At 54.0% G+C, this 16,602-nt stretch carries 11 protein-coding genes and 2 pseudogenes; 3 read left to right on the top strand and 10 right to left on the bottom strand.

Annotated elements, in window-relative coordinates; translation table 11 throughout:
• Window positions 1-23: 23 nt before the first annotated feature.
• From EXW96_RS12170 to EXW96_RS12180, 3 genes are all read right to left on the bottom strand, one after another.
• Window positions 24-1,934, bottom strand: coding sequence for a bifunctional homocysteine S-methyltransferase/methylenetetrahydrofolate reductase (locus EXW96_RS12170; protein ID WP_174350646.1), 1,911 nt, complete (start codon window positions 1,932-1,934; stop codon window positions 24-26).
• 29 nt (window positions 1,935-1,963) lie between these two features.
• Window positions 1,964-2,800: a diaminopimelate epimerase gene (gene dapF / locus EXW96_RS12175; RefSeq protein WP_171005855.1), complete on the bottom strand. Its 837-nt coding sequence runs from the start codon at window positions 2,798-2,800 to the stop codon at window positions 1,964-1,966.
• 150 nt (window positions 2,801-2,950) lie between these two features.
• The gene (locus EXW96_RS12180; protein ID WP_174350647.1) at window positions 2,951-5,740 is read right to left on the bottom strand and encodes a calcium-translocating P-type ATPase, SERCA-type; all 2,790 of its coding nucleotides are present in this window, start codon (window positions 5,738-5,740) and stop codon (window positions 2,951-2,953) included.
• Window positions 5,741-5,890: 150 nt separating this feature from the next.
• Here EXW96_RS12180 and EXW96_RS12185 point away from each other — a divergent pair, with 150 nt between their 5' ends.
• Together EXW96_RS12185 and EXW96_RS12190 are read left to right on the top strand one after the other, a co-directional pair.
• Window positions 5,891-7,672: an Rqc2 family fibronectin-binding protein gene (locus EXW96_RS12185; RefSeq protein WP_174350648.1), complete on the top strand. Its 1,782-nt coding sequence runs from the start codon at window positions 5,891-5,893 to the stop codon at window positions 7,670-7,672.
• Between the two features lie 287 nt (window positions 7,673-7,959).
• Window positions 7,960-8,091: pseudogene (locus EXW96_RS12190) on the top strand (helix-turn-helix transcriptional regulator); the annotation flags it as partial.
• 74 nt (window positions 8,092-8,165) lie between these two features.
• On the opposite strand, the pseudogene EXW96_RS12195 reads toward EXW96_RS12190, so the two are convergent.
• The 3 genes and pseudogenes from EXW96_RS12195 to EXW96_RS12205 form a co-directional block, all read right to left on the bottom strand.
• Window positions 8,166-9,013: pseudogene (locus EXW96_RS12195) on the bottom strand (PHP domain-containing protein).
• A gap of 108 nt (window positions 9,014-9,121) precedes the next feature.
• Entirely contained in the window at window positions 9,122-10,033 is a 912-nt protein-coding gene (locus EXW96_RS12200; protein ID WP_062407856.1) for a selenium metabolism-associated LysR family transcriptional regulator, read from the bottom strand.
• A 247-nt stretch (window positions 10,034-10,280) separates the two neighbouring features.
• Complete coding sequence (locus EXW96_RS12205) at window positions 10,281-10,547, bottom strand: YlbG family protein (RefSeq protein WP_174350649.1); 267 nt, start codon at window positions 10,545-10,547, stop codon at window positions 10,281-10,283.
• 76 nt (window positions 10,548-10,623) lie between these two features.
• Here EXW96_RS12205 and EXW96_RS12210 point away from each other — a divergent pair, with 76 nt between their 5' ends.
• On the top strand, window positions 10,624-11,643 hold the full coding sequence (locus EXW96_RS12210; protein ID WP_174350650.1) for an asparaginase: 1,020 nt from the start codon (window positions 10,624-10,626) through the stop codon (window positions 11,641-11,643).
• A 39-nt stretch (window positions 11,644-11,682) separates the two neighbouring features.
• On the opposite strand, the gene EXW96_RS12215 is transcribed toward EXW96_RS12210, so the two are convergent.
• The 4 genes from EXW96_RS12215 to EXW96_RS12230 all read right to left on the bottom strand — a co-directional run bounded on the left by EXW96_RS12215 (window position 11,683) and on the right by EXW96_RS12230 (window position 16,564).
• Window positions 11,683-12,129 (bottom strand): YlbF/YmcA family competence regulator, encoded by a 447-nt coding sequence (locus tag EXW96_RS12215; protein ID WP_054818054.1) that lies wholly within the window; start codon window positions 12,127-12,129, stop codon window positions 11,683-11,685.
• A 79-nt stretch (window positions 12,130-12,208) separates the two neighbouring features.
• Window positions 12,209-14,242 carry a helicase-associated domain-containing protein gene (locus EXW96_RS12220; RefSeq protein WP_174350651.1) on the bottom strand — a complete coding sequence of 678 codons (2,034 nt, stop codon included), beginning with the start codon at window positions 14,240-14,242 and terminating at the stop codon, window positions 12,209-12,211.
• A complete protein-coding gene (locus EXW96_RS12225; protein ID WP_174350652.1) occupies window positions 14,239-15,933 on the bottom strand; it encodes a DNA repair helicase XPB in 1,695 nt (564 codons plus the stop codon). Before EXW96_RS12225 ends, EXW96_RS12220 begins: the two co-directional genes overlap by 4 nt.
• 220 nt (window positions 15,934-16,153) lie before the next feature.
• Window positions 16,154-16,564: a CBS domain-containing protein gene (locus tag EXW96_RS12230; RefSeq protein ID WP_254611370.1), complete on the bottom strand. Its 411-nt coding sequence runs from the start codon at window positions 16,562-16,564 to the stop codon at window positions 16,154-16,156.
• Between the last annotated feature and the right edge of the window lie 38 nt (window positions 16,565-16,602).

Genomic DNA, 16,602 nt, shown 5'->3' on the forward strand with positions numbered 1-16,602 from the left:
CACATCCATTACCCTATTTTAATTCATTTTTCCAGAGGGTACAAGTGGAAATCGCGTCTTCCCGCTTTCTGCCACACGTATTTGGTCAATTCAACAGTCATCTCATATGCAAGGAACGGCGTCATCAAGTAAATGCCTTTAAAATGGCTCAAAGCCACATCCAGCAGTTCCTTGGCGATTTGCACGCCCATAGCTCGTCCTTCCTCGCCTTTGAGACCGCTCATGCGCTGACGCACTTCGTCGGACAGTTGAATCCCCGGCACCTCGTTGTGTAAATATTCCGCATTGCCTCCGCTGGCCAGCGGCATAATGCCCAGGAAGATCGGCACGTTGAGGTGCCTGGTCGCCTCGCTGATTTTTTCGATCAGCTCGGCATTGTAAACCGGCTGGGTCATGATGTAATCGGCACCGGACTCAATCTTGCGTTCCAACCGCCGCACCGCTTTATCCAAATATTTGACGTTCGGATTAAACGCAGCTCCGACAATGAAGTTCGCTTTTTTCTTCAGCGGCTTGCCCGAGAAAGAAACCCCTTCATTCAGCTGCTTGATCATGCGGATGATTTCGAACGAAGTCAAATCGTATACGGAGCTCGATCCGGGCAGGTCTCCGAATTTCGCCGGATCGCCCGTTACCGCAAGCACGTGGTCGATGCCCAGTGCATGCAGTCCCATCATGTGCGACTGCGTTCCGATCATGTTCCTGTCGCGGCAGGCGATATGAATGAGCGGCCGAATGCCTATACGCTCCTGCACGAGACTACCGAGCGCCAGATTGCTCATTCGCGTTACGGCAAGCGAATTGTCCGCCATCGTGAGCGCATCGGCTCCGGCTTTCTTAAGCGCGGACGCCCCCTGCATAAACTTCTCGATGTCCAAATCCCGCGGAGGATCCAGCTCCACGATCACCGTAGGCCGCTCCTTCACCAGGTCGACGATCGTAGGCTCCGACTGTACAGGCGGTGCGGCCGGCGGCCTATCGGACACCTGAACCGGCTCCGCAATCCTTTCCGGCCGAGGCTCCCTGACGTCTTCAGTAAGCTTGCGAATCGCTGCCGGATCCGGAACGTACCCTCTTAGCGACGAGGCTATCGCAGCGATGTGCTCGGGGGTCGTTCCGCAGCATCCGCCGATAATCCGTGCGCCGAGATCGACAAACTTCCGCGCCGTTTCACCGAAATAAGACGGCGTCGCCGCAAACGTATAGCGTCCGTCTACATAGTCGGCTATCCCCGCATTCGGGAATATGGAAAACGGCGGGGCGGCCTCCATTCCGGCGATGCGTTCCAGCGAGCGCATCAGCCCGTTCGGACCGCTGCGGCAGTTGAAGCCGACCACATCCGCCCCTGCTGCCAGAAGCCGCCGAAACGCCTCATCCAGCGGAATGCCGTCGTGGGTCGATCCGGTACCTTCTGTCGCGAACTGGCAAATGACAGGCAGGCTGCTGATCTTTCGGATCAGCTTCAATGCAATCAGCAGCTCCTCCAGATCGTAGAACGACTCCAGCAACAGCCCGTCCACCGGCGTATCCGCCAGCACTTCAATTTGCTGCTTCAAATCATCCTTGACCTTGGCCGTACGCACATTTTTGCGTTTGCCCGCGCGGATCGAACCGATCGCCCCGACGACATAAGCATCGCTGCCGACCGACCGTCTGGCTAAATCGACACCCGCGCGGTTGATGGCCTCCACTTCCTGCTCCAATCCGTATTTGGACAGTTTTTCGCGGTTAGCCGAGAAGGTGTTCGTCTCGATCAACCGTGCGCCAGCCTCATAATATCTGCGGTGGACATCCATAATGACGTCCGGCTTAAGCAAATTCAATTCCTCATATGAAATGCCGACAGGAAAGCCCATTTGGTACAAATATGTCCCCATAGCCCCGTCCCCGACAATGAGCTGCTGCCGGAGCGCTTCTCTCAAATCCGCTTTCATCGCGGCGCCCCCTCTTCCCATCATATACGTTAAAGCGTTCCTTTAAACACCGTTTCCGCCGGTCCGGTCATATAGACATGATTGTCCGCCTCACTCCACTCGATCAGCAGATCGCCGCCTTTTAACGACACGGTCGCCTTGCGGTCCATCAGTCCGTTCAGCACCCCGGCCACCAGCGTGGCGCATGCTCCTGTCCCGCAAGCCAGCGTTGGCCCTGCTCCGCGTTCCCACACGCGCATGTCGGCATAATCCCGGCTGTGCACCGTAGCGAACTCAACGTTGATGCGGCGGGGAAATAACGGATGGTTCTCTAGTTCGGGCCCCCACTTGTAAAGGTCAACCTGGAGCGCGTCTTCCGTAAAAATCACGCAGTGCGGATTCCCCATCGACACGGCGGTAAAGCGAAATTCCTGTCCGTCTACGGAAACCGGGTACGAGACGATACGTTCCGCATCGATGACCGTAGGCACCTCAAGCCCGTTCAGAACAGGCGCGCCCATATCGACGCGAACAGCCGTCACTCGTCCGTCCGTAACCGAAAGCTGCACGGGCTGCACCCCTGCACCGATCGTTTCAATGGTAAGCCCGGTTGCCGCTTTGTCCACCATTCCGTGATCATAAATATATTTAGCGGCGCAGCGGATGGCGTTGCCGCACTGCTCCGCCTCCGAGCCGTCCGAATTGATGATTCGCATCCTATAGTCAGCCTTCTGTGAAGGCAGCAAATAGACCATTCCGTCCGCACCGATGCCGAAATGACGGTCGCATAAACGAACCGCCAGCTCAGATGCATCCCGAGGCAGTTCGTCATGTCCGGCCAGCACGATAAAATCATTTCCCAATCCATGCATTTTCGTGAAATCCATCGTCTGCACTCCTGTTTGAGCATTTTCCTCATACTATATCGCAATTTCGCCGGAATGCATACCCGCTGACGAAAAATTTTATACCAATCCGTCTAAAAAAGCAAACAAAAGAACTCCGCTTTCAAGATGCCGGAGTCCTTATCGTTTCTATTATCTTGCGGCAGGTCCGATCGGTTTCGGGCCGCCGCCGTATGTCATGCGCTTGCGCTTGGAGGAACCGCTCAGCACGCTGCCAATGCCCATGAAGAAGCTTGGAATACCGGCAAATACGAGGACGAGCAGCCAATCGAGCCCCCCGAGCGGGACTGTCTTGAAAATCGGCTGAAGCTGCTCCACGTACAGTACGGGCAGCATCAGCAGCAGCGAAGAAACGACCGCCAGTACAAGCCAAACGTTTTGCAGCGGATTGCGGTGAAAGATCGAGCGCGAGCTCCGGCAGTCGAACACATGAATAAGCTGCGCCATAACGAGCGTAACGAACGCAACCGTCTGTGCTTTGACCAGCGCATTCGGGCTGTCTCCTCCCTGCTTCAAAGTGATGTAGAAAGCCGCCAGCGTACACAATCCGATCAGGATTCCGCGGCTGACAATCTTCCATCCCAGACGCCGCGCAAAAATGTTCTCCTTGGCCGAACGCGGCTTCTGCTGCATAAGATCCTTCTCCGCCTGATCGACGCCGAGCGCCATCGCCGGCAGGCCGTCGGTCACCAGATTGACCCATAAAATCTGGATCGGCACCAGCGGCAGCGGCAGCCCGCACATCATGGCCAGGAACATCGTCATAATTTCTCCGACATTGGAAGCAAGCAAGTACCGGATAAATTTGCGGATATTCTCATAAATGCCCCGCCCTTCTTCAATAGCGGATACGATGGTGGCGAAATTATCGTCGCTGAGCACAAGCGCAGACGCTTCTTTAGATACATCCGTACCGCTGATGCCCATCGCAATGCCGATATCCGCCGCCTTGATGGCCGGCGCGTCGTTCACACCGTCTCCGGTCATCGCTACCGTATGGCCCCGGCGCTGAAGCGACTTGACGATCCTCAGCTTGTGCTCCGGAGAAACGCGGGCGTACACATACACGTCATCCACCCGTTTGTCCAGCTCGTCGTCGGTCATCACCGAAAGCTGGCGGCCATTCATGGCCAGCCCGTCCTGCGGAAGAATGCCGAGCTGCAAGGCAATCGCCTCCGCCGTGGTTTGGTGGTCGCCCGTAATCATGACGGTCTTGATCCCCGCACGACGGCATTTGACGATCGCTTCCCTGACCTCGCGCCTCGGCGGGTCGATCATGCCTGTCAAGCCTACAAACACAAGCTGGTATTCCAGCTGCGTTTCCTGAAGGTCCCGATCCGCCGGCTTCAGATCCCGATAAGCGAGTCCCAGCACGCGCAGCGCGTTTTTGGCCATGTCCTCATTGGCGGAGAGTACCTTCTGCTTTAATGTGGGAGTAAACGGGATGATTTTATCATCCCACAATATATAAGAGCACTGCTGCACCAGCACATCGGGCGCCCCCTTCGTACATACCATCCGCCCTCCCTGGTGCTCCACGACAACAGACATCCGTTTTCTCTCTGAATCGAAAGGCAACTCGTTGACCCGGCGGTACAGCCCATCCAGAGAACGCTGCGTAATGCCCGCTTTCGCCCCCAGGACAACAAGCGCCCCCTCTGTCGGGTCTCCCTTGATACGCCAAGCGCGGGACGGTTCGGCATCCGCTTTTTTCTTCTTGTTGTCACTTGTTTCTTCATGCAGAGAAGCATTGTTGCAAAGCACGGATATCTGAAGCAATCGGCGGAGCATTTGATTTTTTTTAATGTCCGCCTGCTCTCCGTTCCTCAGAATATCCCCGCGAGGGTCGTAGCCGTCCCCGGTGACCTCCAGCCAGTGGCCTCCTACCCATAAGTGGGTGACCGCCATTTTGTTCTGGGTTAACGTTCCCGTTTTATCGGAGCAAATCACCGATGCGCAGCCCAGCGTTTCGACCGACGGCAGCTTGCGGACGATCGCTTTGCGCTGAATCATCCGCTGTACGCCGAGAGCCAGAGCGATCGTTACGATGGCCGGCAGGCCTTCTGGAATCGCTGCAACCGCCAGGCTGACGCCGGCCAAAAACATGCCGTACGGTTCCTGCCCGTGCAGGATGCCCGCTGCGACGACCATCACCGTCAATGCCAGAGCGACGATGATCAGAATTTTACCGAGCTGCTCCAGACGATGCTGCAGCGGCGTCTCCATCGCATCCGTGTTTTGAATGAGATCCGCGATCTTGCCCATTTCCGTGGCCATGCCGGTACGAATTACGACCCCTTTAGCCGAGCCCCTCGTCAGCAGGGTTCCCATAAATCCCAGATTGCGCTGATCTCCGAGAGTTACGCCTTCTCCGTGAATCGCCCCGATATGCTTGGCTACCGGAACGGACTCCCCCGTGAGCGCCGACTCTTCCGCATACGTGCTGTATACCTCGATAAAACGGATATCGGCCGGAATGCGGTCGCCGCTTTCCAGCACGACAATATCGCCCGGAACCAGCTCGCGGGCCGGAAGCTGCTCCAGCTTTCCGTCTCTGATCACCTTGGCATTGGGTGCGGAAAGCTCCTTTAGCGCGCGCAAGGAACGCTCTGCCCGAAACTCCTGCACGAAGCCAAGAATTCCATTCATAATGATGATGGCGATAATCGTGATGGCATCCAAATATTCACCGAGCAAGCCGGATATTAATGTAGCTCCAACGAGTACCAGAACCATGAAATCTTTAAACTGGTTCAAAAAAAGCGTGAGCGCCGATATGCCTTGTCCATCCGCCAGCTCATTTTTGCCGTAAACGGCAAGCCGCTTGTCCGCTTCTTCCGCAGCCAGCCCTTTTGAGGGCTCCGTCCCCGACGACTGCAGCGTTTCCTCGGCCGTCATTTGATACCAATGTTTCTGACTCATCTGCTCTTTCCCTCCCAAAAGGTCGTCTAGGCTAAATGTATTCAGACAAGCCGCAAAATATCACGTTTTCCTTCGAAGAGAAAATATGGCATGATAAAGGGTAGCACTCAAAAACAGACTCATCCTCGCACGATTGGAGTTGTTCTTAACATGTCATTAGACGGTCTCGTCGTTCACGGCCTCTCCCGCGAGCTGCAAAGCTGCGTCATGGGCCGAATCAATAAAATACAAATGCCTTCCAATAACGATATTATTATGCAGATCCGCGCGGCGGGCCGCACCGTGAAGCTGCTTCTGTCGGCCAACCCGACTTACCCGCGTGTCCATCTCACGGAACAAAGCTTTATGAATCCGCTGGAAGCGCCCATGTTTTGCATGCTCCTGCGCAAGCACTGTGAAGGAGGCATCATCGAAGCGATCGAACAGCCCGGGCTTGAACGGATTCTTCACTTCCGCATCCGCCAGCGCGATGAACTGGGCGACCTGAGCGTCAAAACGCTCATTGTGGAAATCATGGGCCGCCACAGCAACATTATCTTGATGGACCCGGCCACCGGCGTGATTTTGGACGGGATTCATCACGTTACGCCGGCGATCAGCAGCTACCGCGTAGTCATGCCCGGCAGCAGCTATATTGCGCCCCCGGAACAGCACAAGACGCTGCCGTTCGACTTGAACAAAGACCGGTTTATTGCACTGATGGCGGAAAGCGCCGAGGGTGTCCCGCCTGAGGAGGCGGCCTCACGCCGCTTCTGGGAGCAGACGCTGGTGCAGCGCCTAAGCGGTTTTAGCCCGCTGGGCGCCCGCGAGCTCGTTTATCGAGCTTTGGGAGACGGTCCCGCCGTTATGTCCCCTGCCGATATGGCGGAGAAATTGTGGGAGCCCCTGCGCTTGCTGACGGATCAGGTCCGCAGCGGAGTGCTCGATCCGGTGATTGTGGAGCAGGAGCAAACCGGGAAAACCTTTTTTTCCGTCACCGCTCTCACCCACATTCCCGGAGAGGTTCGCCGTTACGAGACGGTCAGCGCTTGTCTGGAAGCTTATTATGGGGACAAGGCCGAACGGGATGCCGTCAAGCAAAAGGCGTCCGACCTGCTCAGGCTCCTTTCCAATGAACGGAGCAAAAACGTCAAGAAGCTGGAAAAGCTCGAGGAGACGCTGAAGGAAGCGCGCGAGGCCGATAAGTTTCGCATTCTCGGGGAGCTGCTTACGGCATCGATGCACCTGGTCACCAAAGGCGAGCGGCAAATCGAGGTCATCAATTATTATGATGAGGAGCAGCGCCCAATTACGATCGAGCTTGATCCTTTACTGACCGCCTCGGAAAACGCACAGCGCTACTTCAAAAAATATACGAAAAGCAAAAACAGCCTGATCGCCGTAGAGGAGCAGATGGCGCAAGCGCACGAGGAAATCGGTTATTTGGACAATCTGATACAGCAGCTGTCGAGCGCAGGACTTGCAGATATCGAGGAGATTCGCGAGGAGCTGGAGGAACAAGGATACCTTCGCAGCCGCGGCAAGAAGGGACGCAAAAAAAAGCCGAATCAAAAGCCGCTTCTTTCCTGCTATACTTCCAGCGAAGGCATACCTATTTATGTCGGCAAAAATAACACCCAGAACGAATACTTGACCAACCGTCTCGCCCATTCGGGGGATACGTGGCTGCACACCAAAGACATTCCAGGGTCCCACGTCGTCATCCGCAGCTCCGAATACGGCGAAGCCACTTTGCATGAAGCCGCCCGGCTGGCCGCTTATTACAGCCAGGCCAGGGAATCGAGTCAAGTGCCTGTCGATTACACGCTGATCAGGCATGTACGCAAACCCAACGGCGCCAAACCCGGGTTCGTCATTTACGAGCATCAAAAAACGCTGTTCGTTACGCCCGACGCCGAAGCCATCAAACAGATGCCGGTTACGGTAAAGTAAAAAGGGGCTGTCCCATAAGTCAACCTGATGGATGAACTGTACCCCGTCAAATAGACAGTACTAAAATAAAAATCAGTTAAGCGGCCTTCGTCTTGAATTCCTTCGGACTGAGGCCGTTTAATTTGGCTTGTAACCATTCGTTAGTAAAAGAAGATGTACGCATCAATGTCCCTTTGCAGCTCATTAAAGTTACTGTACGTGTTCAAATAATACATCTCACATTGGCAGGAGTAAGGGTATGGGAATCATTTCCAGGCCCGTCGTCGGCAGATCTCTGTTACGCAGGCTGGTCTCAAGAAGAATTGGCGGAAAAACTTTTTGTAAGTCGACAGTCGGTTTCCAAATGGGAAAATGGTCAAAATTATCCGAGCATTGAAATCATTATTAAAGTGAGCGATCTCTTTGGCGTAACCATTGATTCTCAAGACAATATTTTGAAACTAAGTTCCGGGCTTCGGCCAGCGACCAAACCGGGGTCATCATTTGCGGATCTTCATGGCCGCAATCCTTTCCGCTCGAACAACCGGTCCACCACATCCGCGTCGATTCGGCGAGCCCCGATGGGCGCATGAAACACAACGCCGCCCCGTTCGCCATGATAATCGGACCCCGCTGTAATGAGCAAACCATGCTCTTGCGCCAATGCCGCATAATGTTCTTCCTGTTCCGGCGAATGATCCGAATGGTAGGCCTCCAAGCCGATCATTCCGGCCTGCGCAAGCTGCGGGATCAAATCATCCTGTCCGTACAGCCCCGGATGGGCTAGCACCGCGGCGCCTCCCGCTTCCATAATCCAGCGAACGGCCTCAAACGGCGTAATCCGCGGCGGATTGACATAGGCCGCCGCCCCTTTGGCCAAATAACGGTTGAAAGCGTCGGCCATGGAATCCGCCGCTCCGAGACGTACGAGGGCATCCGCGATATGCGGCCTTCCGATCGTATCTCCCTCTTTTTTCGAAGCCTGTACCGACTTTAGAACGTCCTCCATCGTAATGGAGATGCCAAGCTCCTGCAAACGGGCGACCATCATTTCATTGCGCCGGTCCCGAACCTGTCTCAGGTCTGCCAACCTGGACAAGAATAGCGAATCCTTTTCATCGATCCAATACCCAAGCACATGAATGTCCTGGCCGTTATGCACCGTACTGATTTCCACTCCGGGGATAACGGCTATGCCATACTTCAATCCGGCCTCCTGAGCCTCGGCCAGCCCTCCACCGTATCATGATCCGTTACGGCTACGGCGCTTAAGCCTGCTTCCGAGGCCAACCTGACGTTGTCGGACGGAGAGCCGGTGCCGTCGGATGCCAGCGTATGTGTATGTAAATCGGCGTAAGACATCATGAATACCTCCCCTTTAAACATGCCTATTTTATCTGTTTCGTTGTCACAGATTTCCGTTGGGCCGTACCCGGCTTGCTTTTGGATCCGTCCGGTCTGTCCGGTCTGCTATAACCATTGGCTCAGATCCCGCTCTCTCAAGAACGTCAAGAACGTCACCGCAGAAATGGGAAGCAGTGTGGAGCTCAAATAGATCGCATAGAAACTCCGCGTAAAGCGAATGCCTTCGACATCCTTTACTTTCAGCACTCCAAGAGCCGCCTCGTGCCTTACCGAGGATTGGGACAGGATGGAAATCCCGAGGCCCGCTTCCACCGCCGATTTGACCGCTCCCGTACTGCCAAGCTCCATCACGATTTTGAGCATGGATACGTCGCATCCCGCCTTTGCCAGCTCCTCTTCCATCACCCTTCGCGTACCCGAGCCCTGCTCCCGGAGCACAAAGGGATACTTCAGCATCTCTTCCAACGGAATACGCTCCCGTTCCGCCAAAGGGTGATTCTGCGGGACAATCAGCTTCAGCTCGTCGCTGAGCACCGCTTCCGTATGCACATCGGGATGTTTCACTTCGGCCTCCACTAAACCAAAGGTTAACTGATGGTTCAGGACTTCTTCAAGAATCAGCTTCGTGTTGTTGACTTTCATACTAACCGATATATTCGGATATTCGGCGCTAAACGGCCCGAGCAGTCTGGGCAAAATATATTCCCCTACCGTCAAGCTTGCTCCCAAATGAAGTCTGCCTTCCAGCATATGCGTGAACTTGGACATACTGATGTCCGTTTCCTTCATCAGCTCAATGCTGCGCAAAGCAAACGGCAGCAGCGTGCGTCCCGCCTCCGTCAACTCGACCCGCTTGGTCGAACGGATGAACAGCTTCGTTCCAAAATAATCTTCGAGCGACTGCACCTGCATCGTAACAGCCGGTTGAGTCATATGAAGCGCCTGCGCGGCATGAGAAAAACTGCCCTTCTCCGCAACCGTATAAAAAATATGAAGCTGGTGAAAATTTAGCGCCATTATATCGAATCCTCCGCCTACTTGGTACCCATCATATGAGAAGCTTATGATCGAAGATCAAAAGAACGTCTGACGAGTCTTAAAAAACATCTTGGGCAATCAGAAAGGTGAACCTCCGGTTCAAATCGATCCTTCAGCCTATTATAACAAAAAACAAAAGGGCTGTTTGGAAAAAAACAAAAAAATACGCCGGGCAGAGCTCCGCTCCGGGCGTATGATATAACATATGCAGACGCAAGTTCCGCCGTTATAACGTGTAGAATCTTGTTTTATCAGGAATATTATTATTATACTCGGTTTTGATTTCATTGCGGTACGACCGCTCGACTTTTTTGACGAAGGGCAGCTTTTGCAGCTGCTTTACCGTTTCGTCCAAACGGCTGGAATATACGTACATGGCGGCATAATGCAGCTTTTTGGAGAGGTAATACACATTGCCGTATTTCTCCAAATGTTTGCTAGCCGCTTTTAAATCGCTAAACCAAACGATGATTCCGCTGCGCTCAGGAAACATGGCTCATAACCCTCTTTCTTAAACCCATACTGGTGGTACGGATCTTTAATCTAATGATGAAAGGATGAAAGCAATAATGCAATCCTTTGACCAAGACAACCTCTGTGAGGTAACCCGCGGCAATCTGACGGAAAGCATGCATCGCGGTCATATTGCCGTGGTGGACAACAAAGGCAAGCTGATCGCTTGCGCCGGCAACCCCCGGCATTACGGATATATGCGTTCAACCGCCAAGCTGCTTCAGGCCATTCCACTGCTGGAAGCCCGGGGCGACGAACAATTCGGGCTGACCGAAGCCGAAACAGCTTTGTGCTGCTCTTCCCACGGCGGGGAACCGGAGCACACCGCGGCGGTGCAATCGATTCTGCATAAGCTCGGACTAACTGAAAGCGCTCTAGCATGCGGCCGGCAGGAACCGCTATATAAGCCCTCGGCCGACGAGCTGAGACAAAAGGCGCTGCAGCCGTCGCAGCTCCACAACACTTGCTCCGGCAAGCATGCCGGCATGCTGGTCCTGGCAAAGGCAATGAATGTATCTATAAAACAGTATACCCGTTTGGAGCATCCTGTCCAACAAAAAATGCTGCACATCATCTCATTCATGTGCGGCGTATCAACAGAGAATATCGGTGTCGGCACCGATGGCTGCGGCGTGCCCGTATTTGCAGTGCCGCTGTCTGCACTCGCCTATGCATACGCCCGTCTGGGCGCCCCTGACGAGCTTGCGGCCCAGCGCGCCGCGGCGTGCCGTAAGATCATCCATGTCATCGGCCGACATCCTTACTATGTAGCAGGCACCAACCGGTTCGACACCCGGCTTGCCGAAGTAACACAAGGCCGCGTCATCGGCAAAATGGGTGCTGAAGGGGTGTATGCCCTGGCTGTCCCGGATCGCGGGATCGGTCTGGCTGTCAAGATTGAGGACGGCGCCGAACGTGCCCTCTATCCGATAGCAGCCGAGGCTTTAGTGCAGCTTGGAGCCCTGACCCGGGAGGAAGCCGGACGGCTTGCCGAATTTCATTACCCCAAGGTCATGAACCGGCGAGGCGAGACCGTAGGCTCTATCCGTCCGTCATTTCAGCTTCGGCAGCCTTAAGATGACATTAACGACCGTCATAAGGCTTCTCCCGCCGGCTTAACCGCACTTGCCGCTGCAGCTGCCGCCTGAAGAGCAGCCGCCGCTTGCGGCCAGCGGGTCATTGGAAGGAACCTTGATCGTGTCGGAAACGGAGTGCGCTACCAACTGCGATATTTCATAAAGCAGTTGATCCAGCCGGTTCTCCGCTTCCTTAAAACGGCGTACCGGCTCCAAAGCATCCAGCTGAGCTTGAACCTTCTTGACTTGCTCCAGCGCTTCATGATAGTTCGGATGGTAATGCCCGAAACGTTCGCATTCGGCGAATCGCTCTTTTTGTTTGGCAAATTCCTTGGTCAGCCTGCCGACTTCCTCGTCCTCCTCTACACGCCGCTTCCAATATAAATAATCCGCAGTTTCCGCGGAAAGCTTGATCATGTCAGCCAATTCATAGGCTCCGAGAAGGATTGCAGACATATCGATCGTCTGGGATTCCATGACTGCCATATGCAGCACCGCCTTTCTATAGGTTGGACCATGGTGGCCTACCTATTTATCATATCATATCCGGCAGCGGTGTGCCGATCTAATATTTATCATTGATGCCTGGCAAAATCAGCTTCATTTCGTCCCATTCGCCGGCATGCCAACGAACCTCCAATGCTTGAGGGAGCCTGTCCTTCCGCTGTTCTACGCCCGTCATCCACCAGGTTCCCCGGGTATCCTGTACTTTTCGCGGAGCGACCCGGTAATCGGTTCCGTTCATTCGGACTTGCAGCAGCGTCTTCATCTCGATCGCCTTTTCCACGATTTCTTTTCGGGTAGAAACGTGATAGGTCCGATAATCCTTCAGCCACATCGGGGGAATGTCCTTTAAGTCGGGATACAAATCGGCCGGCTCGGGCAGCTGCGACTCCAGCTGCAAATAATGAGCTGAATTTCTGGAGTAAATCAGCCCCCTATCCATCGACAGCTGGAACTCGGCATCTGCTTCGTCTTCCTGCGGATTTACATCCGCCAGCTTCGGGTAAGACCTTCCGCGGCCGGAAACGTTCTTACCGTTGAGCAAAAGCGGCATCCCCGGCATATACCCCGCTTTTTCCAGCACTGCCGCAAGAGGCTGCAGGTCGTCCAAAGCAATAATATAATCCTTGGTTCCGACGGCTTCTTGAATATAGGGCGCCGCACCAGGCAACTTGGCTACGGTTGACGCCGTCTCTTCATCATCACAGCGGAGTAACAGCGTGTTAGCGAAAGTCAACTTGCCGAAGGGCCTCGCCCATCCTTCTATCGCCGGGAGGAGATGATCGGGAACTCCGTAAAGCGCATGAGCTTCCAGAAACTCCGCCATCTCTTCAGCCGTCCTTCCGTTCTCCAAAGCACGCCGAATACTGGCTTTGGACAATTTATAAACGCTGACCTGATCGTGCGCAACCGGATCGGCTATACAGCACAATTCCCAGCAAACCTCATCCGTCACGTCCGGCGGCACGATGATCTCGAAGTCCGGCTGCACCATAAACCGCCCAGGTTCCTCAGACTCCTGCGGAGCACGGCTTGCTTGAAATAGCCTAACACACCAACGATAATGCACCCTTCCGCCCAGAGCCTCCGTGCCTTTTTCAAGCCAGCCCATGGCAGCCAACGGGTCCAGCCACTTCTGCTGCAGCCGGCCAAGCCGCTCTTCCAGCCCTGATTCAGCCGGTGCAGGCATCAGGCCTTGCCTTTCAAGCCCGGTCAAAAGCCCAAGCGGAGAAAACCAATGCCCGTGATCGCTCCTTTCAAGAAGTGAAACCGCATGCTGCAGCCAGGCTTCCGCCGGAAGGGTCAGCCGCTTCCATATGCTGTACAACACAAGATGTTGTTCGTTAACGGACCGGTTCAGCCAGGTTTTGAGCGCTTTGGATTGAAGCTTCAGCATTTCTCCGTCCGGCACGATCAACTGAAGCCGCAAAAGCATATCGAGCATGATCGCTGCTTTCATCGGATACGCATCAGCATACGCATATTTTATCGTCGTCCCCTGCAGCAGCGTTTCGTTCAGAGGAATAAGCTCAAGCCATTTTTGCAGTTGTTTTTTGTGCAGGATTCCGTTTTGGGTCAGCTTCAGTTCCTGCTGCGCCGCGAAGACAAGCGCCTGAAAAAGCCCCCTGCGAATATCGGTCTTGACGACTTCAATCGGTTCGATACCGGAAAGAGCAGTGCCATCCGGCGGAACAACGGCAAGCTCAGGAAACATAATTTGCTGCCACAGACCGAAGCTGTCTTCCGGAAGCAGGTAAACCAGTTCACCCCACGTTTTTCGAAAAGCGAAAATAAAACCTTTGCGCAGCAGACCGGCCAAGCCCGCTTTCATCTCGGCTCCGGACAACAAGCCCCTCGCCGACTTCTCCAGCCGAGCCGCGTCAAAAAGCTCGGAGCCGATGTCCCGTACAATCCCTTCAAGCACCGTCCGTTCGTCCGGGCCCATCCGATTAAAGATCGTTTCCAGCACAACCGGATCGGCCCAAATGTCCTCCAGACCGTATCCTTGCCCAAGCCAGGGAGCGTATACCGTCTCTGCTTGAATCCGGCTTCGCAGCTCCCAGGGCATTCGGGCGCAAATTTCCGAATAATTCATTTCAGGACCGTCTCCTCCTGCCTATCCGCCTGATCGATCACATAGTTGTAGCCCTGCTCGATGAGAAATAACTGCCGGTTCATGGCAAACTCCTGCTCCTTCGTGTTCTCACTGACGAGCGTATAAAAGTAAGCTTTATTGTCCCCTGATTTAGGCCGCAAAATGCGTCCGAGCCGCTGAGCCTCCTCTTGGCGGGAACCAAAGCTCCCCGATACCTGGATAGCTATGGAGGCGTCCGGCAAATCTACGGCAAAGTTGGCTACTTTGGAAACGATCAGCACCTTCAGTTCGCCGTTCCGGAAGGCGTTATACAGTTTTTCCCGCTTGTCGTGAGCCACTTCTCCGCTGATCAAGGGAACCCCTGTTCGCCTGGTCAGTTCCTGAAGCTGCTCCAGATACTGGCCAATGATCAAGATTTGCTCGCCTTCATGCTTACGCAGCAATTCCTCTACCACTGCCTGCTTAGCCGAATTGACGCTTGCGCATTTCATTTTCTGCCTTGCCTCCTCCGTACGATACACGTCCATTTCTGCCGGAGGCATGGGCACCCGCACCTCGATGCATTCCACCGAGGCGATCCACCCCTTCGTTTCAAGATCCTTCCAGGGCATCTCGTACCTTTTGGGGCCGACCAGGGAAAAAACATCTTCTTCCCGGCCGTCTTCGCGGATTAACGTAGCTGTCAAGCCCAAGCGGCGGGTCGCTTGAATATCCGCAGTCACCCGAAATACCGGCGCAGGCAGCAAGTGAACTTCATCATACACGATAAGTCCCCAGTCCCGTTTGTTAAACAAGTCCATATGGACAAAAAGATCATCCTTCGATTTGCGGTAGGTCAAAATTTGATACGTTGCGATGGTAATGGGTTTGACCTCTTTATGCTGCCCGGTATATTCTCCCACCATCTCTTCAGTAACATCGGTTTTCTCCAAAATCTCCCTTTTCCATTGACGTACGGATGTACTGTTCGAAGTCAATATGAGGGTAGCGCAGTTTAGCCGTCCCATAGCGGCGATGCCGATGACAGTTTTCCCCGCCCCGCAAGGCAGTACCAAAACACCGCTTCCTCCCTGCGCGCTGCCCTCACGGTAGAATGACTCCACGGCAGATTGCTGATAATCCCGGAGTTCAAAGGTTCGCCCTCCGTTCATTTTCGTCCTGAGCCGGATTGGCAGCCGCTCTCCTTGGCTGTATCCCGCCAAATCCTCAACCGGAAAACCCATTTTGACCAGTTCCTGCTTGAGATGTCCCCGGTAAAGCGATGAAAAACGCAAGGTCCGCGAATCCAGCTGACAGAGGCCATAGGATTGAAGCGATTTATAGGAAACCATCTCTTTAATGACATCGACATCGTCGGATATTAAAAGCAGGTCTTCTCCAAGACGTTCCATTCGAACCAGGCCGTAACGCTGCACAAAACGGCGAATATCCTGCTTTACGGATGCAGGAATACCGAATTTGGACCACAGCTCCAAAAATGTTATGATTTCCTCCGCCGTCATTCCCGCTGCCGCCGCATTCCAAAGCGACAGCGAGGACATTCGATATGTATGCAGGTTTTCGGGAGATTTGACAAGATCGGCAAATCTTGCCAGGCCCTTTCGCACATCATCGAATGCGGGATGCCGGGATTCCAGCAAAATGCTGAAATCGCTCTGTACGACGAGCGGCCGATCTTTATGAAATTGCATACCGATCCCTCCAAACTTTTACAGATACTGTTATTATGTTGGATTGGCGGCGGATTTAAACATGTAAATTATAAGCGAAGAAAGACGCCCGAAAAGATATGGCGGAGGAAGAACGGCAAAAAACGGAGATGAAAAGCGGAGGCTTCCGCTTCATCTCCGTACACCTGTGTAAATAAAAAATCGTTCTTCCGATAAAAAAGTTCGGAAGAACGATAAGAGCTTAATGCAAGGCGTGCTGGTTCTGTTCGGAAATTTGGCTCAACGCCTCGCCTGCTTCGTTCTCATAAATGCTGCGGACTGCGAGGTCGCCGATGGATACGATCCCGACCAGGTTCCCATTCTCGACAACAGGCAGACGGCGAATCTGTTCATCAGCCATGATTTTTGCCGCTTCATCCACTGTCGTTTCCGGAGTTACGGATACGACTTTGTCGCTCATCACTTCTTTAATAGCGGCAGATCCTTCCCTTTTCTCAGCCAAACCGCGAATAACGATGTCCCGGTCGGTCAGAACGCCGATTAGCTTCTTGCCGTCAACGACAGGAATAAAGCCCGTATCTTCCTGCTTCATCTTCACCGCAGCTTCATACACGTTATCCTGTAACGTGACTGTAGCGCAGTCTGTAGTCATGATCTCGCGAAGTGTTCTCGAACTCAAGGGAAATCCCT

This window comes from Paenibacillus sp. JMULE4 (assembly GCF_013337105.1).
Classification (GTDB): Bacteria; Bacillota; Bacilli; order Paenibacillales; family NBRC-103111; genus Paenibacillus_G; species Paenibacillus_G naphthalenovorans.